At 72.0% G+C, this 19,784-nt stretch carries 20 protein-coding genes and 1 tRNA gene; 10 read left to right on the top strand and 11 right to left on the bottom strand.

Annotation, left to right across the window (positions count from 1 at the left end; translation table 11 throughout):
* Nucleotides 1–177 precede the first annotated feature (177 nt).
* From argH to AC07AB_RS36715, 3 genes are all read right to left on the bottom strand, one after another.
* A complete protein-coding gene (argH, locus tag AC07AB_RS36725; RefSeq protein WP_478576311.1) occupies nucleotides 178–1,605 on the bottom strand; it encodes an argininosuccinate lyase in 1,428 nt (475 codons plus the stop codon).
* Between the two features lie 131 nt (nucleotides 1,606–1,736).
* A complete protein-coding gene (locus tag AC07AB_RS36720) occupies nucleotides 1,737–2,930 on the bottom strand; it encodes an argininosuccinate synthase (protein ID WP_478576309.1) in 1,194 nt (397 codons plus the stop codon).
* A gap of 103 nt (nucleotides 2,931–3,033) precedes the next feature.
* Complete coding sequence (locus AC07AB_RS36715) at nucleotides 3,034–3,417, bottom strand: DUF488 domain-containing protein (RefSeq protein ID WP_478576307.1); 384 nt, start codon at nucleotides 3,415–3,417, stop codon at nucleotides 3,034–3,036.
* A gap of 48 nt (nucleotides 3,418–3,465) precedes the next feature.
* On the opposite strand from AC07AB_RS36715, the gene AC07AB_RS36710 reads away from it, so the two are divergent.
* The 3 genes from AC07AB_RS36710 to AC07AB_RS36700 all read left to right on the top strand — a co-directional run bounded on the left by AC07AB_RS36710 (nucleotide 3,466) and on the right by AC07AB_RS36700 (nucleotide 4,947).
* Nucleotides 3,466–4,059 carry a pyridoxamine 5'-phosphate oxidase family protein gene (locus AC07AB_RS36710; protein ID WP_478576305.1) on the top strand — a complete coding sequence of 198 codons (594 nt, stop codon included), beginning with the start codon at nucleotides 3,466–3,468 and terminating at the stop codon, nucleotides 4,057–4,059.
* Nucleotides 4,056–4,769 (top strand): L,D-transpeptidase family protein, encoded by a 714-nt coding sequence (locus tag AC07AB_RS36705; RefSeq protein WP_478576303.1) that lies wholly within the window; start codon nucleotides 4,056–4,058, stop codon nucleotides 4,767–4,769. Before AC07AB_RS36710 ends, AC07AB_RS36705 begins: the two co-directional genes overlap by 4 nt.
* A 104-nt stretch (nucleotides 4,770–4,873) precedes the next feature.
* Nucleotides 4,874–4,947: transfer RNA gene (locus tag AC07AB_RS36700), tRNA-Pro, on the top strand.
* Between the two features lie 317 nt (nucleotides 4,948–5,264).
* Here AC07AB_RS36700 and AC07AB_RS36695 read toward each other — a convergent pair.
* The 5 genes from AC07AB_RS36695 to argC all read right to left on the bottom strand — a co-directional run bounded on the left by AC07AB_RS36695 (nucleotide 5,265) and on the right by argC (nucleotide 10,259).
* A complete protein-coding gene (locus AC07AB_RS36695; protein WP_478576301.1) occupies nucleotides 5,265–5,807 on the bottom strand; it encodes an arginine repressor in 543 nt (180 codons plus the stop codon).
* 7 nt (nucleotides 5,808–5,814) lie between these two features.
* Nucleotides 5,815–7,068, bottom strand: a complete 1,254-nt coding sequence (locus tag AC07AB_RS36690; protein WP_478576299.1) for an acetylornithine transaminase — start codon at nucleotides 7,066–7,068, stop codon at nucleotides 5,815–5,817.
* The gene (argB, locus tag AC07AB_RS36685) at nucleotides 7,065–7,964 is read right to left on the bottom strand and encodes an acetylglutamate kinase (RefSeq protein ID WP_478576297.1); all 900 of its coding nucleotides are present in this window, start codon (nucleotides 7,962–7,964) and stop codon (nucleotides 7,065–7,067) included. The genes AC07AB_RS36690 and argB overlap by 4 nt, the downstream gene beginning before the upstream one ends.
* The gene (gene argJ, locus AC07AB_RS36680) at nucleotides 7,961–9,112 is read right to left on the bottom strand and encodes a bifunctional glutamate N-acetyltransferase/amino-acid acetyltransferase ArgJ (RefSeq protein WP_478576295.1); all 1,152 of its coding nucleotides are present in this window, start codon (nucleotides 9,110–9,112) and stop codon (nucleotides 7,961–7,963) included. Before argJ ends, argB begins: the two co-directional genes overlap by 4 nt.
* A 109-nt stretch (nucleotides 9,113–9,221) precedes the next feature.
* Nucleotides 9,222–10,259, bottom strand: a complete 1,038-nt coding sequence (gene argC, locus AC07AB_RS36675; RefSeq protein ID WP_478576293.1) for an N-acetyl-gamma-glutamyl-phosphate reductase — start codon at nucleotides 10,257–10,259, stop codon at nucleotides 9,222–9,224.
* 435 nt (nucleotides 10,260–10,694) lie between these two features.
* On the opposite strand from argC, the gene AC07AB_RS36670 reads away from it, so the two are divergent.
* From AC07AB_RS36670 to AC07AB_RS36655, 4 genes are all read left to right on the top strand, one after another.
* Nucleotides 10,695–11,255, top strand: coding sequence for an isochorismatase family protein (locus AC07AB_RS36670; RefSeq protein WP_478576292.1), 561 nt, complete (start codon nucleotides 10,695–10,697; stop codon nucleotides 11,253–11,255).
* Nucleotides 11,256–11,533: 278 nt separating this feature from the next.
* Entirely contained in the window at nucleotides 11,534–12,490 is a 957-nt protein-coding gene (locus tag AC07AB_RS36665) for a GlxA family transcriptional regulator (RefSeq protein ID WP_478576290.1), read from the top strand.
* Between the two features lie 107 nt (nucleotides 12,491–12,597).
* A complete protein-coding gene (gene gap, locus AC07AB_RS36660; protein WP_478576288.1) occupies nucleotides 12,598–13,596 on the top strand; it encodes a type I glyceraldehyde-3-phosphate dehydrogenase in 999 nt (332 codons plus the stop codon).
* A 308-nt stretch (nucleotides 13,597–13,904) separates the two neighbouring features.
* On the top strand, nucleotides 13,905–14,720 hold the full coding sequence (locus tag AC07AB_RS36655) for a methyltransferase domain-containing protein (protein WP_478576286.1): 816 nt from the start codon (nucleotides 13,905–13,907) through the stop codon (nucleotides 14,718–14,720).
* A 74-nt stretch (nucleotides 14,721–14,794) separates the two neighbouring features.
* On the opposite strand, the gene AC07AB_RS36650 is transcribed toward AC07AB_RS36655, so the two are convergent.
* Nucleotides 14,795–15,061: a helix-turn-helix domain-containing protein gene (locus AC07AB_RS36650; RefSeq protein WP_478576285.1), complete on the bottom strand. Its 267-nt coding sequence runs from the start codon at nucleotides 15,059–15,061 to the stop codon at nucleotides 14,795–14,797.
* Nucleotides 15,062–15,237: 176 nt separating this feature from the next.
* Nucleotides 15,238–15,828 carry a TetR/AcrR family transcriptional regulator gene (locus tag AC07AB_RS36645; protein WP_478576284.1) on the bottom strand — a complete coding sequence of 197 codons (591 nt, stop codon included), beginning with the start codon at nucleotides 15,826–15,828 and terminating at the stop codon, nucleotides 15,238–15,240.
* A 133-nt stretch (nucleotides 15,829–15,961) separates the two neighbouring features.
* Here AC07AB_RS36645 and AC07AB_RS36640 point away from each other — a divergent pair, with 133 nt between their 5' ends.
* The 3 genes from AC07AB_RS36640 (at nucleotide 15,962) to AC07AB_RS36630 (ending at nucleotide 19,130) form a co-directional block, all read left to right on the top strand.
* A complete protein-coding gene (locus tag AC07AB_RS36640) occupies nucleotides 15,962–16,693 on the top strand; it encodes an SDR family oxidoreductase (protein ID WP_478576282.1) in 732 nt (243 codons plus the stop codon).
* 344 nt (nucleotides 16,694–17,037) lie between these two features.
* Nucleotides 17,038–17,634, top strand: coding sequence for a helix-turn-helix domain-containing protein (locus tag AC07AB_RS36635; RefSeq protein ID WP_478576280.1), 597 nt, complete (start codon nucleotides 17,038–17,040; stop codon nucleotides 17,632–17,634).
* Nucleotides 17,635–17,903: 269 nt separating this feature from the next.
* Nucleotides 17,904–19,130, top strand: coding sequence for a beta-ketoacyl-[acyl-carrier-protein] synthase family protein (locus tag AC07AB_RS36630; RefSeq protein ID WP_478576319.1), 1,227 nt, complete (start codon nucleotides 17,904–17,906; stop codon nucleotides 19,128–19,130).
* A 77-nt stretch (nucleotides 19,131–19,207) separates the two neighbouring features.
* On the opposite strand, the gene AC07AB_RS36625 is transcribed toward AC07AB_RS36630, so the two are convergent.
* Nucleotides 19,208–19,663, bottom strand: a complete 456-nt coding sequence (locus AC07AB_RS36625; protein WP_478576279.1) for a carboxymuconolactone decarboxylase family protein — start codon at nucleotides 19,661–19,663, stop codon at nucleotides 19,208–19,210.
* Nucleotides 19,664–19,784: the final 121 nt, after the last annotated feature.

Genomic DNA, 19,784 nt, shown 5'->3' with positions numbered 1-19,784 from the left:
GGGGGAAGGAGGGGGGGGGGTTTTGCGAGGGCCGCCAAAACGCGGTGGTCTTCCCCCGGGGCCGTGTTTTTTTTTTTTGTGGCTTTTTCCCTGGAACCGGGGGCGGACGGGGGGCCCCCCCCCCCCCCCCCCGCTGCCGCCCCGCTCGGCCCTCGGCCCGTGCGGGGCTTCTCGCGCTCAGCCCTTGGCGTCCGCCCAGGCCCGCTGCCCGGCCAGGTCGGCCTTGACCTCGGTGAGCTGCGCGGCCACCGCCGACGGCGCGGTGCCGCCGCGGCTGTCCCGGGAGGCGAGCGCGCCGGGCACGTCGAGGACCGTGCGGACCTCCGGGGTCAGATGCGGCGAGATCTTCGCGAACTGCTCGTCCGTGAGCTGGTCGAGCTCGATGCCGTGCGCCTCGCACTCCTTGACGCACTCCCCCGCGACCTCGTGCGCGACCCGGAACGGCACACCCTGCTTGACCAGCCACTCGGCGATGTCGGTGGCGAGCGAGAAGCCGGCCGGGGCCAGCTCCGCCATGCGCTCGCGGTGGACGGTGAGCGTGGCCATCATGCCGGTGAACGCGGGCAGCAGCACCTCCAGTTGGTCGCAGGAGTCGAAGACCGGCTCCTTGTCCTCCTGAAGGTCGCGGTTGTACGCGAGCGGGAGCGCCTTCAACGTCGCCATCAGCCCCGTGAGGTTGCCGATCAGCCGGCCGGACTTGCCGCGCGCCAGCTCCGCGATGTCCGGGTTCTTCTTCTGCGGCATGATCGAGGAACCGGTGGAGAAGGCGTCGTGCAGGGTGACGAAGGAGAACTCCTTCGTGTTCCAGATGATGACCTCCTCCGCGGCGCGGGAGAGGTTGACGCCGATCATCGCGGTGATGAAGGCGAACTCGGCGGCGAAGTCCCGGGCCGCCGTGCCGTCGATGGAGTTGGCCGCGCTGCCGTGCTCGAACCCGAGGTCCGCCGCGACCGCCTCCGGGTCGAGGCCGAGGGAGGACCCGGCGAGCGCGCCCGATCCGTACGGGGAGACCGCCGTCCGCTCGTCCCACTGCCGCAGCCGCTCCGCGTCGCGGGAGAGGGCCTGGACATGGGCCAGGACGTGGTGGGCGAAGAGGACCGGCTGGGCATGCTGGAGGTGCGTACGGCCCGGCATGGCGACGTCCGGGTGCGCCTCGGCGAGGCCGACCAGCGCGTCCTGGAGGTCGGCGATCAGGCCGCCGATGATCCGCGCGTGGTCGCGCAGGTACATCTTGAAGAGGGTCGCCACCTGGTCGTTGCGCGAGCGGCCGGCCCGCAGCTTGCCGCCGAGGTCGGGGCCGAGGCGCTCCAGGAGGCCCCGTTCCAGGGCGGTGTGCACGTCTTCGTCGGCGACGGTGCCGACGAAGGAGCCGTCCGCCACGTCCGACTCCAGCCGGTCGAGGCCCGCGAGCATGCGCGTGAGCTCGTCGGCGGTGAGCAGCCCGGCCTTGCCGAGGACGCGCGCGTGGGCGCGGGAGCCCGCGATGTCGTACGGGGCCAGCCGCCAGTCGAAGTGGACGGAGGCGGACAGCCTGGCCAGGGCCTCCGAGGGCCCGTCGGCGAACCGGGCGCCCCAGAGCCGTACATCGCCGTTGCCGTTGCTCACTTGCTCTGCTCCTCGTGGAAGGTGAGTTGAGCCCCTGCCCTGCGGACAGGCCGATCTGCGGGCCCGTCCGGCTGTTGAGGACTTGCGGGAAGGGGCGGGGTGAAGAAAAGCTACCGCTTGCCGGCTGCCGCTTACGCCAGGTCCCGCTTGGCGGCGATCTTCGAAGACATCCCGAAGATCTCGATGAACCCCTTGGACAGCGACTGGTCGAACGTGTCGCCCGTGTCGTACGTCGCCAGGTCGAAGTCGTACAGCGACTCGGCCGACCTCCGGCCGGTGACGACGGCCCGGCCGCCGTGCAAGGTCATCCGAATGTCGCCGGTGACATGCTGGTTGGCCTCGTTGATGAAGCCGTCCAGGGCGCGCTTGAGCGGGGAGAACCACAGGCCGTCGTAGACCATCTCGCCCCAGCGCTGCTCGACCTGCCGCTTGTAGCGGGCCAGTTCGCGCTCGACGGTGACGTTCTCCAACTCCTGGTGGGCGGTGATCAGCGCGATGGCGCCCGGGGCCTCGTACACCTCGCGGGACTTGATGCCGACCAGCCGGTCCTCGACCATGTCGATCCGGCCGACGCCCTGCGCGCCGGCGCGCTCGTTGAGCCGCTGGATCGCCTGGAGCACGGAGACGGGCTCGCCGTCGACGGCGACCGGGACGCCCGCCTTGAAGGAGATGACGACCTCGTCGGCCTCGCGGTGGGCGGCCGGGTTCGCGGTGTACTCGTACACGTCCTCGATGGGCGCGTTCCAGATGTCCTCCAGGAAGCCGGTCTCCACGGCCCGCCCGAAGACGTTCTGGTCGATGGAGTACGGGGACTTCTTGGTGGTGACGATCGGGAGGTTCTTCTCCTCGCAGAAGGCGATGGCCTTGTCCCGGGTCATCGCGTAGTCGCGGACCGGGGCGATGCAGGTGAGTTCGGGGGCGAGGGAGGAGATGCCCGCCTCGAACCGGACCTGGTCGTTGCCCTTGCCGGTGCAGCCGTGGGCGACGGTGGTGGCGCCGTGCTTGTGGGCCGCGGCGACCAGGTGCTTGACGATGGCCGGCCGGGAGAGGGCCGAGACCAGCGGATAGCGGTCCATGTAGAGGGCGTTGGCCTTGATCGCCGGGAGGCAGTACTCGTCGGCGAACTCGTCCTTCGCGTCCGCGACCTCGGCCTCGACGGCACCGCAGGCGAGCGCGCGCTTGCGGATGACGTCCAGGTCCTCGCCGCCCTGACCGACATCCACGGCGACGGCGATGACCTCGGCGCCCGTCTCCTCGGCGATCCAGCCGATGGCGACGGAGGTGTCCAGACCGCCGGAGTAGGCGAGTACGACGCGCTCGGTCACGGGTTTCTCCTTACGGTGCATGCACTGATAGGTATAAGTATGCAGTCCTCCGCATGATTCGTCAACGCTGCCCGGGTGCGGGGCCGCGCGTGGAGCCCGTACGTCAGGTTCGCGCCCGGCGGGCCGCGCGCACCACGTCGGCCAGCACCGGTGCGTGCCCGTGGCCGACGTCCCTGGTCGCGGTCAGCAGCGTGAGGCGGCCGGCGCCGGCGCGCTCGCACAGCTGCCGCACGGCCCGCCGCCCGTCCTCCTCGGCCATCTCGGCGCGGTAGCGTTCGGCGAACTCGTCGAACTTGGCGGGGTCGTGCCCGTACCAGCGCCGCAGCTCGGACGAGGGCGCGACGTCCTTGTCCCAGTCGTCCAGCTCCGCCGCCGCCTTCGACAGGCCGCGCGGCCACAGCCGGTCGACCAGCACCCGCGTGCCGTCCGCCGGGTCGGGCGCCTCGTACACCCGCCGGACTCGCACCTCATGCGTGCCACGCGCCATCGTCGGCCTCCTGCCCTGGAACGCCCCCCTCGCCCCATAATGCGAGGCATGGGAAAGGTGCACGAAAAAATAGAGGGCCGACTGCGCACGTTCATCGAGGCACAGCGCATCTTCTTCACCGCCACCGCGCCGCTCGACGGGGACGGCACGGTGAATCTCTCCCCCAAGGGCCTGAGCGGCTCGTTCGCCGTGATCGACGAGCGCACCGTGGCCTACCTCGACTTCGCGGGCAGCAACGCCGAGACCGTCGCCCACCTCCGCGAGAACGGCCGTATCACCCTGATGTGGTGCGCCTTCGACGGGCCGCCGAACATCGTGCGCGTGCACGGCCGGGGAGAGCCGGTCTTCCGCGACGACCCGCGCTGGCCCGGGCTGCTGGCGCACTTCCCCGACAGCGACCCGGCCCAGCACGGCCCGCGCGCCATCGTCGTCGTCACCGCCGAGCTGATCCGGGACACCTGCGGCTACGCCGTGCCGTTCATGTCGTTCGACGCGGACCGGGAACTGCACGCGAAGCGGTTCGCGCGCGAGACGGACGAGTCCCTGGACGCGTACTTCCGCAAGAAGGAGCACATCGCGTCCAGCATCGACGGCCTGCCGGGCCTGCCCTTGCCACTGCCACCGCTGCCGCCGGGCTCATGAAGAGCCGGGCCGTAGCACTCGCCGCCGCGGCGGCGCTGACCGCCGCCCTGGCCCTCGCGCCCCCGTCGCACTCCGCTCCCCCGCCCCCGCTCCCGTCCCGGATGGCCGACACCGGCGGCGGTACGCAGCTGATCACCGCGGAGGCGGCCCGTACGGACTCGACCACCGGCACCCTCACCTGGTGGGAGAAGCACCACGGCGCCTGGCGCGAGGCGGGCTCCGCCCCGGCCCGGTTCGGCGCCAAGGGCCTGACCGAGGGGAGCACCCGCGAACAGGGCACGGACACCACGCCCACCGGCCTCTACGCGCTCCCCTACGCCTTCGGCAACGACGCGGCCCCGGCGGGCACCCGGAGCCCGTACCGCAAGGTCACCCCCGACTCCTGGTGGTGCGAGGACAACGCCTCCCGCTCCTACAACCGCTGGGTCGAGGGCCTGCCCTCCGACTGCGCGGCGAAGGAGTCCGAGCACCTCGCCGACTACCCCACCCAGTACAGCCGGGCCCTGGTCATCGCCTTCAACTACACCCGCCCCGTCCACGGCCGCGGCGCCGGCATCTTCCTCCACGTCAACGGCCGCGGCCCGACCGCCGGCTGCGTCTCCGTCCCCGCGCCCGCCATGGCCGCGATCCTCACCTGGGCCCGCCCGTCGTCCCACCCCCATATCGCGATCGGCACCACGTCGGGACCGACGGCGATCACCCGCTACTGACACCCCGCGCCGCCGCGGACACCCCCCGATTCGGCTCACCGGCCGGGACAGGGTATTTTCTTCTTGAACGCCCGACCGGGGAGATCCCCGGACAGGGCGGGCACCGGGACGTGGCGCAGCTTGGTAGCGCACTTGACTGGGGGTCAAGGGGTCGCAGGTTCAAATCCTGTCGTCCCGACGGTGCGAAAGGGCTTTCAGCCCAGGTCGGGGCCTTGTCTCACTTCGGTGAGGCAGGGCCCCAGTCATTTTCGGGGGCCATCGCCCCACCATTCCCCGCAAACGCCGCTGATCCTGGTTGGCCGAGCGGTTCGGCCTCTTCCTCCGAATTCCTCCGAACCCGCCTTCAACGGCCGCGGGTCGGGTGCGCGTGGCCACACGCGTTCGCCGGGGGCCTCGGGTTCGATTCCTCCTCGTCCCGATATCGCGAAAGAGGCCCGGGAGCCGGAATCGATCCGGCCGCCGGGCCCTTCGCCGCGCTCGGGCCCGTCGGCCGGGTCAGCTCGCCTTCTGGGCCAGCCGCAGCAGGTGGTCCGCCAGGGCCTGGCCGCCGGCCGGGTCGCGGCTGATGAGGAGGAGGGTGTCGTCGCCGGCGATGGTGCCGATGATCTCGTGCACCCCCGCCTGGTCGATGGCCGAGGCGAAGAACTGGGCGGCCCCGGGCGGGGTGCGCAGGACGACGAGGTTGGCGGAAGCCTCCGCCGAGATCAGCAGTTCGCCGGCCAGCCGCGCCATACGTCCCTCGGTCACCGACTCGCCGAGCGGCGCCCGGGGCGTGCGGTCGCCGCCTTCGGAGGGGACCGCGTAGATCAGTTCGCCGCCGGTGTTGCGGATCTTGACCGCTCCCAGCTCGTCGAGGTCGCGCGAGAGAGTGGCCTGGGTGACGGAGAGGCCGTCGTCGGCGAGCAGCTTGGCCAGCTGACTCTGCGACCGCACCGGCTGCCTGTTGAGGATGTCCACGATCCGGCGGTGGCGGGCGGTGCGGGTCTGCGGTACGGCCGGACCGCCGTGGGCCGTCTCGGTCTCCTGCGCCTCGGTCATCGTTGTGTCAGTCCTCGGATCGTCGTTCCCCGTTGGCCGTGTCGGCCGTGTGCGTCCCGTGCGCCGCGTCGAGGACGGCGGGCAGCGCCCGCAGCAGCGTCTCCACCTCATCATCGGCGATGATCAGCGGCGGGGCGAGCCGCACCACGTCGGGTGCGACCGCGTTCACCAGGAGACCCGCTTCCTGCGCTGCCTGCTGCACCAGCGGTGCGAGGGGCTCGGTGAGGACAATACCCAGCAGCAGGCCGGCGCCGCGGACCCGGTCGACCAGCGGGTGTCCGATCGACGTGATCCCGTCACGCAGCCGCTCGCCGGAACGCTTGACGCCGTCGAGCGCTCCATCGGCCGCGAGCGTGTCGAGAACGGCCAGCGCCGCGGCGCACGCGACGGGGTTGCCGCCGAACGTCGAGCCGTGCTGGCCCGGCGTCAGCAGGTCGGCGGCCGGGCCGAAGGCAACGGTCGCGCCGATCGGCAGGCCGCCGCCGAGCCCCTTGGCGAGGGTGACGATGTCGGGCTCGACGCCCTGCGCCTGGTGCTCGAACCAGTGCCCGGTACGGCCTATTCCGGTCTGGATCTCGTCCAGTACCAGCAGCGTCCCGGTGGCCCGGGTGATCTCGCGGGCCGCCGCCAGATAGCCCTCCGGGGGCACGATGACGCCGTTCTCGCCCTGGACCGGTTCCAGGACGAGGAGCGCCGTCTCGGCGGTGACCGCCTCGCGCAGCGCCTCGGCATCGCCGTACGGGACGTGGGTGACGTCGCCCGGCAGCGGCAGGAACGGCTGCTGCTTCTTCGGCTGGCCGGTGAGCGCGAGGGACCCCATGGTGCGGCCGTGGAACCCGCCGGCCGCGGCGACCATGTGCGTACGGCCCGTAAGCCGTCCGATCTTGAAGGCCGCCTCGACGGCCTCCGCGCCGGAGTTGGAGAAGTAGACGCGCCCGGTGCGGCCGAAGAGCGCCAGGAGGCGTTCGGCCAGCGCCACGGGGGGTTCGGCGGTGAAGAGGTTGGAGACGTGGCCGAGGGTGGCGATCTGGTCGGACACGGCCCGTACGACCGCGGGGTGGGCGTGGCCGAGGGCGTTCACGGCGATGCCGCCGACGAAGTCGACGTACTCCTTGCCGTCGGCGTCCCAGACCTTGGCGCCCTCGCCGCGTACGAGGGGTATCCGGGGCGTGCCGTAGTTGTCCATGAGGGCGCCCCGCCAGCGCCGCGTCAGGTCGGCGTTGGTGTCCGCCGGCGCGCCCGCCGTCGTCGTGTCCGTCATGCCGTCCCCTCCTCGTCGGGCACGACCATCGTGCCGATTCCCTCGTCGGTGAAGATCTCCAGCAGGATCGAGTGCTGCACCCGGCCGTCGATCACCCGGGCGGTGTTGACGCCGTTGCGCACCGCGTACAGGCAGCCCTCCATCTTGGGCACCATGCCGCTGGCGAGCTCCGGCAGCAGCTTCTCCAGCTCCCGCGCGGTGAGCTGGCTGATGACGTCGTCGCTGCTCGGCCACTCCGCGTACAGGCCCTCGACGTCGGTGAGGACCATGAGCGTCTCGGCGCCGAGGGCCGCCGCGAGCGCGGCGGCGGCGGTGTCGGCGTTCACGTTGTAGACGTGGTCGTCGTCCTCGCTGCGGGCGATGGAGGAGATCACCGGGATGCGGCCGTCGTCCAGGAGCGCCTGGACGGCGCCCGCGTCGATCCGCGTGATCCGGCCGACCCGGCCGATGTCGACGGGCTCGCCGTCCACGTCGGCGTACCGCTTGGCGGCGCTCATGGTGTGCGCGTCCTCGCCGGTCAGGCCGACGGCGAGCGGCCCGTGCCGGTTGAGGAGGCCGACCAGCTCGCGCTGCACCTGGCCGGCCAGCACCATCCGTACGACGTCCATCGCCTCGGGCGTCGTCACGCGCAGCCCGGCCTTGAACTCCGTGACCAGCCCGAGCTTGTCGAACTGGGCGGTGATCTGCGGGCCGCCGCCGTGCACGACGACGGGCTTGAGCCCGGCCTGCCGCAGGAAGACGACGTCCTGGGCGAACGCGGCCTTCAGCTCCTCGTCGACCATGGCGTTGCCGCCGAACTTGATGACGACGGTCTTGCCGTTGTGGCGGGTGAGCCAGGGCAGCGCCTCGATGAGGGTGCGGGCCTTGGGCAGGGCGGTGTGTTTGCGGGTGCTCATGAGGAATACGCGCTGTTCTCGTGGACGTAGTCGGCGGTGAGGTCGTTGGCCCAGATGACGGCCGTCTCGGCGCCGGCGGAGAGGTCGGCGGTGATCCGGACCTCCCGGTAGCGCATGTCGACGAGTTCGCGGTCCTCGCCCACCGATCCCTTCTTGCAGACCCAGACGTCGTTGATGGCGACGTTGAGCTCGTCGGGGTCGAAGGCGGCGGCGGTGGTGCCGATCGCGGAGAGGACGCGGCCCCAGTTGGGGTCCTCGCCGTGGATGGCGCACTTGAGGAGGTTGTTGCGGGCGATGGACCGCCCGACCTCCACGGCGTCGTCCTCACTCGCGGCGCCCACGACCTCGATGCGGATGTCCTTGGACGCGCCCTCGGCGTCGCCGATGAGCTGGCGGGCGAGGTCGTCGCAGACGGCCCGTACGGCCTCGGCGAACTCCTCCTGACCGGGGGTCGCTTCGGACGCGCCGGAGGCGAGCAGCAGCACGGTGTCGTTGGTGGACATGCAGCCGTCGGAGTCGACCCGGTCGAAGGTGGTACGGGTCGCCGCGCGCAGCGCCTCGTCCAGCCGCGCCGCGTCCACATCGGCGTCCGTGGTCAGCACGACGAGCATGGTGGCGAGGCCCGGGGCGAGCATGCCCGCGCCCTTGGCCATGCCGCCGACGCACCAGCCGTCGCCCTCGGCGACCGCGGTCTTGTGCACGGAGTCGGTGGTCTTGATGGCGATGGCGGCCTTCTCCCCGCCGTGCTGGGAGAGCTCGGCGGCGGCCGCGTCCAGGCCGGGGAGCAGCTTGTCCATCGGGAGACGGAGGCCGATGAGGCCGGTGGAGGCGATGGCGATCTCGCCGGCGTTCAGGCCGAGCGCCACCGCCGTCCGCTCCGCGGTGGCGTGGGTGTCCTGGAAGCCGAGCGGGCCCGTGCAGGCGTTGGCGCCACCGGAGTTGAGGACGACGGCGGAGACCTGGCCCCCCTTGAGCACCTGCTCGGACCAGAGGACGGGGGCGGCCTTGACGCGGTTGGAGGTGAAGACGCCCGCGGCCGCCGAACGGGGGCCCTTGTTGACGACGAGCGCCAGGTCCGGGTTGCCGTTCTCCTTGATCCCGGCGGCGATGCCCGCCGCCGTGAATCCCTTTGGTGCCGTGACGCTCACTGCATCTCCTCGTGTGTTGCCGTTGTCCGTATGCGGCCTGTGCTGATGGAGCGCTCCCGTGCTCGGCCCGTGCCCACGGCGCGCTCCCGTGCCCGTACGCGGCCCGCGCTCACGGCGCGATCCCGGCCGTGGTCAGCCCCAGCTCCTCGGGGAGGCCGAGGGCGACGTTCATGCTCTGCACCGCGCCGCCGGCGGTGCCCTTGGCGAGGTTGTCGATGGCGCTGATCACGACGATCCGCCCGGCCGCCGCGTCGTACGCGACCTGGATCAGCGCGGCGTTGGAGCCGTACACGGCGGCGGTCGAGGGCCACTGCCCCTCGGGCAGGAGCGTCGCGAACGGCTCGTCCTGGAGCGCCTTCTCGTATGCGGCCCGTACGGTCTCGGCGGTGACGCCCGGCTTCGCCTTCGCGCTGCACGTGGCGAGGATGCCGCGGGGCATGGGGGCGAGGGTCGGGGTGAAGGAGACGGTGACGGGCTCGCCCGCGGCGGCCGACAGGTTCTGGATCATCTCGGGGGTGTGGCGGTGTCCGCCCCCGACGCCGTACGGGCTCATGGAGCCCATGACCTCGCTGCCGAGCAGGTGCGGCTTGGCCGCCTTGCCCGCGCCGGAGGTCCCGGAGGCTGCGACGATCACCGCCTCGGGCTCGGCGAGTCCGGCCGCGTAGGCGGGGAAGAGCGCGAGCGAGACGGCGGTCGGATAGCAGCCGGGCACGGCGACGCGCCGGGCGCCGCGCAGCGCGTCCCGCGCGCCGGGCAGCTCCGGGAGCCCGTACGGCCAGGTGCCCGCGTGCGGCGAGCCGTAGAACTTCTCCCAGTCCCCCGCGTCCGCGAGCCGGAAGTCCGCGCCGCAGTCGACGACCAGCACGTCGTCGCCGAGCTCCGCGGCGACGGCGGCGGACTGCCCGTGCGGCAGCGCGAGGAAGACGACGTCATGCCCGGCGAGCGCGCCGGTGACGGTCGGCTCCAGCTCACGTCCGGCGAGCGGCAGCAGATGCGGCTGAAGCGCTCCGAGGTACTGCCCCGCGTTGGAGTTCCCGGTCAGCGCGCCGATCCCGGCGGCCCCGACCTCGGGGTGCCCGAGCAGCAGACGCAGGATTTCCCCTCCCGCATAACCACTCGCTCCGGCCACCGCCGCACGTACCGCCATCGGAAAACCCTCCTCGTTGATGGCATGACTATACGTTCACTGGCAGTGTTATGCAACGGCGTGGATCTCGGGCGGGCGTCGACGTTGTGACTGAGCGGCCGAGTCCGCCCGTGAGCGCCTGAGTTGGCCCGGGCGAGCGTCGTGATCGGCCCGCTGGGCAGAGGTCGCATGCTCACCTGCGTGGTTTGCACAAGAAGCGGTACGGCGGGCCGGGTCGGCCAGCCGTGGATCTGGCCGGTTTCCTGGCGCTGGCGTCGGTGCCGGTATGCGGGTTCACCCCGCGGGCAGGACAGCGGCATTGCCTCGGGCCGCAGTACCTACCGAACTTCCTCGTGCTGCGGCCGGGGCGGCGGCGCTCGTCGCCGGCCGGCCCGTTGTCAGTGGGTGGGGCTACCGTGCGTGGATATACGAGCCCAGCATGAGCAAAGGGAGACCATGACCATCCTGGAGAACCGGTCGAACACTGTGCTCCTTGTCGTCGACGTGCAGAAGGGCGTCGTCGAAGGGGCCCACCAGCGCGACGCGGTCGTCGCGAACGTCGCCGGCCTCGTCGAGCGGGCGCGGCGCGAAGAGGTCCCGGTGGTCTGGGTCCAGCACTCCGACGAGGAGCTCACGAGGGGGAGCGACGACTGGCGGATCGTCCCGGAGCTCACTCCGGAGGACGCCGAGCCGCTCGTCGGGAAGGGCTACGGCGACTCCTTCGAGGACACCACTCTGGAAACCGTCCTGTCGGGGCTCGGTGCGGGGCGGCTCGTCGTCGTCGGCGCGGAGACCGACGCGTGCATCCGCTCGACGCTCCACGGCGCGTTCGTCAGGGGGTACGACGTGACCCTGGTCGGCGACGCCCACACGACGGGCGACAAGACGGCGTGGGGTGCGCCGCCGCCGGACCAGGTCATCGCGCACACGAACCTGTACTGGACCAACCAGACGGCGCCGGGGCGGACGGCTGTGACGGTCGGGACCGAGGACGTCGTCTTCAGCGGTACATCCTGACGACTCAGGCCGCGCCCTGCTGTGCTTGGTCGAGATAGTCGAGATAGTCGAGATAGCTGTCACTCGAAGCAGTAGCCGGCCTGGGGCTTTGGGCAGCCCCGGCCGATCGCTGTCCAGCCAGGTCAGCGCCTGCGGGGAGGTCCGCGCCTGCGGGGAGGTCCGCGGGCGCGGTGCCGACAAGCGATGTCCACGCCCATCTCCACACGATTCCCGGCGGACCTGCGCGCCTCGGGGAACTGGGCCGATGCGCCCCCGCACCCCCACGTACCCTCTTCCCCGTGCCGGTCTCACCCCTCCATCACGTCGCCGTCCTCGTGCTCGACGGCGCGAAACCTCTCGACGTCGGTATTCCCGCGCAGGTGTTCACGACCCGCGCGAGCATGCCGTACGAGGTGCGGATGTGCGGCGCGGCGCCCGGTCTCGTGGCCGGTGGCGACGGTCTGTCGTACTACGTCGCGCACGGCATCGAGGCGCTCGCGTGGGCTGACATCGTCTTCGTTCCCGGCTACCGGCACCCGGACCGTGACGACCCGCCGCAGGCCGTCGTCGATGCGCTGATCGCCGCCCACCATCGGGGCGCGCGGCTCGCCGCCATCTCCACGGGCGCCTTCGCGCTCGCCGCCACGGGCCTGCTCGACGGCAAGCGCGCCACGACGCACTGGCATTACACGCGGGCGCTCGCGGCGAAGCGCCCGCTCGTCCAGGTCGACGCGAACGTTCTGTTCGTCGACGAGGGCAGCGTGCTGACGTCGGCCGGCGCCGCCTCGGGTATCGATCTGTGCCTGCACATCCTGCGCGGCGATCTGGGGGTGTCCGCGTCGAACCACGCGGCGCGGCGCCTGGTGGCGGCCCCCTACCGCAGCGGCGGTCAGGCGCAATACGTGCCGCGCAGCGTGCCCGAGTCGCTCGGCGAGCGGTTCGCCGCCACCCGGGAGTGGGCGCTGCACCGGCTCGGCGAACCCCTCACCCTCGAAGCGCTCGCCCGGCACGCGGCGGTGTCGCCGCGCACGTTCTCGCGGCGCTTCGTGGAGGACACCGGGTACACGCCGATGCAGTGGGTCATGCGCGCCCGCATCGACGTGGCCCGTGAGCTGCTCGAACGGTCGCAGCGGAGTGTCGAGCGGATCGCCGCCGACGTCGGCCTCGGCACCGGTACGAATCTGCGGCTGCACTTCCAGCGCATCCTCGACACCACGCCGAGCGAGTACCGCCGCACCTTCGCCCAGGGGCAGTAGCCCGTCACCGCCATGTGGCGCGATCCTTTCGGACCATGGCGATCACGCCGCTGTCACCGGCGGACGCCGCGCGAGAACCTGATGGCGAACCCGAAGGGACACCACTCATGACTCGCATCGCCATCAACGGATTCGGCCGCATCGGACGCAATGTGCTGCGCGCGCTGCTCGAACGCGACAGCGACCTGGAGGTCGTCGCCGTCAACGACCTCACGGAGCCCGCCACCCTCGCGCGGCTGCTCGCCTACGACACGACGGCGGGCCGGCTCGGCCGCCCGGTGACCGCCGACGGGGACGCCCTCGTCGTCGACGGCCGCCGCATCACCGTGCTCGCCGAGCGCGAACCGGCGCAACTGCCGTGGGCCCAGCTCGGCGTCGACATCGTGCTGGAGGCGACCGGCCGTTTCACGTCGGCCACGGCCGCCCGCGCCCACCTCGACGCGGGCGCGAAAAGGGTACTGATCAGCGCGCCGGCGGACGGCGCCGATGTCACCCTCGCGTTCGGGGTCAACACCGACGCGTACGACCCGGCCGCGCACACGATCGTCTCGAACGCCTCGTGCACGACCAACGCGCTCGCGCCACTGGCCGCGGTGCTCGACGGCCTCGCCGGCATCGAGCACGGCTTCATGACGACGGTGCACGCCTACACGCAGGAGCAGAACCTGCAGGACGGCCCGCACCGCGACGCCCGCCGCGCCCGCGCGGCCGCTGTCAACATCGTGCCGACCACGACAGGCGCCGCCAAGGCGATCGGCCTCGTGCTGCCGAACCTCGACGGCAAGCTGTCGGGCGACTCGATCCGCGTACCGGTGCCGGTAGGGTCGATCGTCGAACTCAATACGACCGTCGCTCGCGACGTGACGCGCGAGGACGTGCTGGCGGCGTACCGCACCGCGGCGCAGGGACCGCTCGCGGGCGTACTCGAATACTCGGACGACCCGCTCGTGTCGTCCGACATCACGGGCAACCCGGCCTCGTCGATCTTCGACTCGGCTCTCACCCGCGTCGACGGCCGCCACGTCAAGGTGGTCGCCTGGTACGACAACGAGTGGGGCTTCTCGAACCGCGTGATCGATACGCTCGAACTCCTCGCCGCCCGCTGACCGGGAATCGGGGCGGCGGCTCGCCTGCGGTGGCCGCTCCGCCCAGCACCCCCGCTGAGCGCTGTAGTCGGCCGGCCTGGCCAATTACGGCGCTCAGCCAGTTGCTTCCCGGCAAGGCCAGCCGCTCCCCCGCCCTCGTCCCCGAGGACCAGCCCGGCCGACTCGCCGAAGAGCCCACCGGCGCCGTGAGCCGGACGGGACGGGCCGGAGCCGGGCCGGAACCGGGCCGGGCCGGAGCCGGGCCGGCTACGGAACCGCGCGACGGAGACGACCGCTACCGGGCCCGCGCGGCCAGGCATGATCGGGGCATGAACCAGCGTGCCGACGACGGCTACCTCCTGGACAACCGGCAGTCCGAAGCGGGCGAGCGTTTCGACGCGCTCGGCGCCCTCTTCGACCCCTCCACCTTCCGGCACATCGACGACCTGGGGGTCGCGGAGGGATGGCGCTGCTGGGAGGTGGGCGCCGGCGGGTCCTCGGTGGTGCGCGGCCTCGCCGAGCGCGTGGGCGCCACCGGGTACGTCCTCGCGACGGACATCGACACGTCGTGGACGGCGGCGGCAGCCGCGCCGCAGGTCGAGCTCCGGCAGCACGACGTCGCCGCCGACGCGCCTCCGGCCGGGCCCTTCGACCTCGTCCACGCCCGCCTGGTCCTCGTCCACGTCGCCGACCGCGACCGCGCCCTGCGCGCGATGACGAGCGCCCTGCGGCCCGGCGGGTGGCTGCTGCTGGAGGACGCCGACCCGGCGCTCCAGCCCCTCATCTGCCCCGACGAGTCCGGCCCGCGGCAGCGCCTGGCCAACAAGCTCCGGCACCGCTTCCGCGAGCTCCTCGCCGAGCGCGGCGCTGATCTCTCCTACGGCCGCCGCCTGCCGCGCCTGCTGCGCGAGGCCGGACTGACCGACGTACGGGCGGACGCGTACTTCCCCGTTACGGGCCCGGCCTGCGCGGCCCTGGAGACGGCCACGGTGCGGCAGGTCCGCGACCAACTGGTGGCCAAGGGCCTCGCTACGGAGACGGAGATCGACACGCACCTCGCCAACATCGCGGCGGGCGGCCTGGATCTGGCGACGTCCCCGATGATCTCGGCGTGGGGGCGGAAGCCTGATTCCGACGCCTCCTGACACCTCCTAACGACTCCGGCCTTCCGACGACCTTCTGACGGACCTTCTGACGGCCTCAGCCTGCTGACGACTGTTCAGGGCCCCAGCCCGCCCGCGAGACCGAGGCGGCTCGCGTTGACGCCCGCCCGGAACCGCGAGTCGGCCTCCAGCGCGGACATCAGCTCCGCGACCCGCCTGCGGTAGGTCCGTACGGACATGCCGACGCGGCGCGCCCCCGCGGCGTCGGTGAGTCCGGCCGCGAGCGCCCGCAGCACCAAGAGGAAGTCGGCGTCCAGCGAGTCGGTCTCGCGCCGCAGGTAGTCGGAGCGCCGTGACGTGCGCGGCCGCGAGTTCACGATCACGCGCTGCGCCTCGACTGCGCCGATCTCCCCGAGTTGAGGGCCTGACGCCGCGCACCGGCCGGCGGCCCGCCGACGTACGGCCGGTGCGCGGCGGTTCCGGCAGGGCTGCGGCCTCAGTTCCCGGCAGGGCTACCGGGCGCCGCGGGCTGGTCCGACCAGGGAGGCGGCACCGGCCCTCAGCCTTCGGGGAGCGGTGGCGGTGCGGGGTCCAGTCCGCGCAGCGTGATGCCGATGAGGCGTTCGGCCTGCTCCCGCTGCTCGGGTTCGGCCGAGGTGAGGGCGATGCCGGCGAGGGCCGCGTACAGGTCGGTCGGGCGGATGTCGGACCGGATCGTGCCGGCGGCGGCGCCCGCCTCCGTGAGGGACCGGAGAGCCGACTGGATCATGTCGCGGCTGTCGGCGTAGGGGTTGGCTCCCGAGGCGACGACGGCCCGCAGCGCGTCGGCCATGCCGAGTTTGGCGGCGGCGTAGTCGATGAAGCGGTACATCCACTCGCGCAGTGCTTCGCGCGGCGGCATCGCCGCGAGGAGGCCGGGGACGGCGTCGCAGAGCCGGGCCACTTCGTTGCGGTAGGCCGCCTCGACGAGGGCGTCCCGGGTCGGGAAGTTGCGGTAGAGAGTGCCGGTTCCCACACCCGCTTCCTTGGCGATGCGCTCGAAGTGCGCGCCGAGTCCCTCCTCTGTGAAGACGCGCACCGCGGCGGCCAGGATCTTGTCCCGGTTGCGCTGCGCGTCAGCCCTCAGCGGGCGTCCTGCGTCTCGGGCCATCAGCGGCTCCCTTCTCTGTCTCCCCGCTTGCTAAGTGGAGGCACCTCCACTTAATCTGAACCAAGTGGCGGCGCCTCCACTTTAAGGCAGGGCCCCCCTGGCCTGCGCTCACCCCTCGGAAGGACTGTCGATCATGTCGGGAATCGAAGGCAAAGTCGTGGCGATCACGGGCGCCAGCAGCGGCATCGGTGAAGCGACCGCACTGCTGCTCGCCGAGCGCGGCGCGAAGGTCGTCCTGGGAGCACGCCGCCCGGAGCGGCTTGAGGCCCTGGCCGCCCGCATCGAGAAGGCCGGCGGCGACGCGGCCTGGGTCCGTACGGACGTGACGCGGAAGGAGGACCTCTCCGGACTCGTCGAGCTGGCGCGCGACCGGTACGGCAAGCTCGACACCCTCGTCAGCAATGCCGGGGTCGGCTTGATCTCCCCTCTGGACGACCTGCGCGTCGAGGACTGGGAGGAGATGATCGACGTCAACCTCAAAGGGGTCCTGTACGGGATCGCCGCGGCCCTCCCCGTCTTCCGGGAGCAGGGTTTCGGACACTTCGTCAACACCGTGTCCACCTCCGGGCTGCGCATCGTGCCGCTCCAGTCGGTGTACGCCGGCACGAAGAACGCCGTGCGCACCATCTCCGAGGGCCTGCGCCAGGAGGCCGGTGACAGTCTGCGCGTGACCGTCGTCTCGCCCGGCGCCGCCCGTACGGACTTCACGGACCGTATGGATCCGGCGGTGAAGTCCCAGGCCGGCAAGTTGATGGAGATCGCCCTGCCGCCGGACGCGGTGGCCCGCGCCATCGCCTTCGCCATCGAGCAGCCGGACGGCGTGGATGTGGGCGACATCGTCGTCCGCCCCACCGCCCAGGGGTAGGCCGATCCAGCCGGTCCAGCCCGTTCGGCCCGTTCGGCGGGCCGCGCTCGCGCGGGTTCTCGCCGTCCGGGCCGGCCTCCCGGCGCCCGCAGGCGTCACCGATGCGTACGTCCCACTCCCCCGCCGCGAGGGCGATGGAGGCCGGACCCTCCGAGGAAGCGGGGAAGTCCGCGGCAGGCCAGGGGCGGCTGAAGCCCCGCGCCGGCCGCTCACCGAACGCGCGCGGCTCCGTTCCGGATCGACGGGGCGTACATCGGCGGAGAACGGGGCGTACACCGGCGGAGGACGGTGCGTCCATCGGCGGAGACTTGACAGAAGTCTCTGCCGGTATGGCACATAAGCGTATGAGCGACGACGATTTCTCCCAGGTGCTGACCGCTGTCGGACCACGGCTGCGGTCGCTGCGGAAGTCGCGCGGCATCACCCTGGCCCAGCTCGGCGAGGAGACCGGGATCTCCCTTAGCACGCTCTCCCGGCTGGAATCCGGCCACCGCGAGCCGACGCTGAAGTTGCTGCTGCCGCTGGCCAAGGCGTACGGCCTTCCCCTCGACGAACTGGTCGGCGCACCCCCGACCGGCGATCCGCGCATCCACCCTCGGCCGTTCACGCGGCACGGCAAGACCTGGGTCCCCCTGACCCGGCATATCGGGGGGCTGCACGCCTACAAGCAGATCCTCCCCGTCGCCGACGCCGATCGGCGCGACGAGCGGCTTGAGCAGGCCGCGCACGAGGGGTACGAGTGGGTCTACGTCCTCTCCGGCCGTCTGCGGCTCGCCCTGGGCGAGCACGACCTGACCCTCTCCGCGGGCGAGGCGGCCGAGTTCGACACCCGCACCCCTCACGGCTTCGCCAACGCGGCAGACCAGCCCACCGAGTTCCTCGCCCTGTTCGGGGTGCAGGGCGAGCGGATGCACGTACGGGTACGGACCACCGCCAAGTGAGCACCGCCCCCGGGTGAACGGCGCTGGTCACCGGCGGCCCGGTCGGTGCGGCGACAGCATCAGGAATTGTTGGAACCCTATAATCCACGGGCACCGGACTCCGTGGATCACAGTATCGATTCGGCCAGAACAGCCCTGACAGAGTGGCCAGCGAGCCCATCCCCCCGGACGGCCGTCCGTGCGGGGAGTTGTGTCTCCACTACAAAGGGGGTTGTGCAGTGCGTGCCGAAGCAAGGAACGACAAGAGCGTGAGCACCGACGCGAGCACCATGACGGGCGCCGACACCGAAGGCGTGGTGGTCACCGGACTCGGAGCCACCACACCGCTCGGCGGGGACGCCGCGTCGACCTGGGCCGCGATGCTCGCCGGGCAGTCCGGCATCCGCGCCATCGAGGAGGAGTGGGCGGCCGAACTGCCCGTACGGATAGCCGGCAGGCTGAAGGCCGAGCCGAGCGAGGCACTGGACCGGGTGCAGGCCCGCCGCATGGACCGCTGCGAGCAGATCGCGCTCGTCGCCGCCCGCGAGGCGTGGGCCGACGCGGGAACGCCCGGCGTCGATCCGGAGCGGCTGGCCGTCGTGATCGGTACGGGCACCGGGGGCGCCCTCACCATGCTCGGCCAGGACGACATCCTCGAAACCCGCGGTGTGCGGCGGGTGTCCCCGCATACCGTTCCGATGCTGATGGCGAACGGGCCCGCCGCCTGGGTCAGCATCGACCTCGGGGCGCGCGGCGGCGCGCACACCCCGGTCAGCGCCTGCGCGTCCGGGGCCGAGGCCATCTCCATGGGCATGGATCTGATCCGCCTGGGCCGGGCCGACGTGGTCGTGGCGGGCGGCGCCGAAGCCTGTGTGCACCCGCTCCCGCTGGCCGGGTTCGCCCAGGCCAAGGCCCACTCGACCCGCAACGACGCGCCTGAGCGGGCGTCCAGGCCATTCGACGCCGACCGGGACGGTTTCGTGATCGGCGAGGGCGGCGTCGTGGTCGTCCTCGAACGCGCCGGGTTCGCGGCCGCGCGCGGGGCCCGGCCGCACGCGGTACTGGCCGGGACCGGCGTCACCTCGGACGCCCACCACATCACGGCCGCGCACCCGGAAGGGCAGATCCGCGCCATGCGCCGGGCCGTGGCCTCGGCCGGGCTGTCGCCGCTCTACATCGACCACGTCCAGGCGCACGCGACCTCGACGCCCAAGGGCGATCTGGTCGAGGCCCAATCGATCACGGAGGCCATCGGTGTCCACCCGGCCGTCACCGCGGTCAAGTCGATGACGGGGCATCTCTTCGGAGCCGCCGGAGCGCTCGGCGCGCTGGCCGCGATCCTCGCGGTCCGCGACGGTGTCATCCCCGCGACGCTGAACCTCGACGCCCCGGACCCGGCTGTCGACCTCGACGTCGTCGCGGGCGGGCCGCGCCGGGGAGCGGTCACGGCGGCGCTCGCCAACTCCTTCGGTTTCGGCGGGCACAACGCGTCGCTCGTCTTCACCCCCGCTCCCTGACGCCCGGCCCCCTGCCGCTTCCACAACCCGGACGGGGGCCGGACCGCCCCCCGTCCGGGCCGGCCCCCCGCGCGCGGCTACCAGCCCGCGCCCGCGGGCTGCTTGGTGGCGGCGTTGATCCGGTTGAAGAGATTGGTCAGGCCGATCCACAGGATCAGGCCCGCCAGTTGCTTCTCGTCGTGGTGGCGCGCGGCCTCGTTCCAGATCTCGTCGGACACCGGGTCCGTACGGTCGTTGAGCCGGGTGACGGCCTCGGCGAGGGCCAGGGCGGCGCGTTCGGCGTCGGAGTAGTAGGGCGCGTCGTGCCAGGCGGCCAGCGCGAAGAGCCGTTCGTCGCTGACGCCCGCCTTCTTGGCGTTGCGAGCGCCCCCGTCGACGCAGTAGCTGCATCCGTTGATCTGGCTCACGCGCAGATGCACCAGTTCGAGCGTCGCCTCCGGCACTCCGCCCTGCTTCGCGGCCTTGGCCACGTCGAGCACGGCGGGGAGCGCTTCGGGAATGAGCGTCACGGGGTTCTTCATACGTGCCTGCATCATCGTTCTCCTCTGATCACGGTCGTCTGGTCTCGGTCGTCTGATCGCGGTCATCTGATCGCGGTGGTCCGTCACATCCGCCGGGATGTGTCCGTCACAGTGCTGACGGATCGCGACAGGA

This window comes from Streptomyces sp. NPDC044033, assembly GCF_056434425.1.
This window is presented reverse-complemented; position numbering and strand designations above follow the sequence as displayed.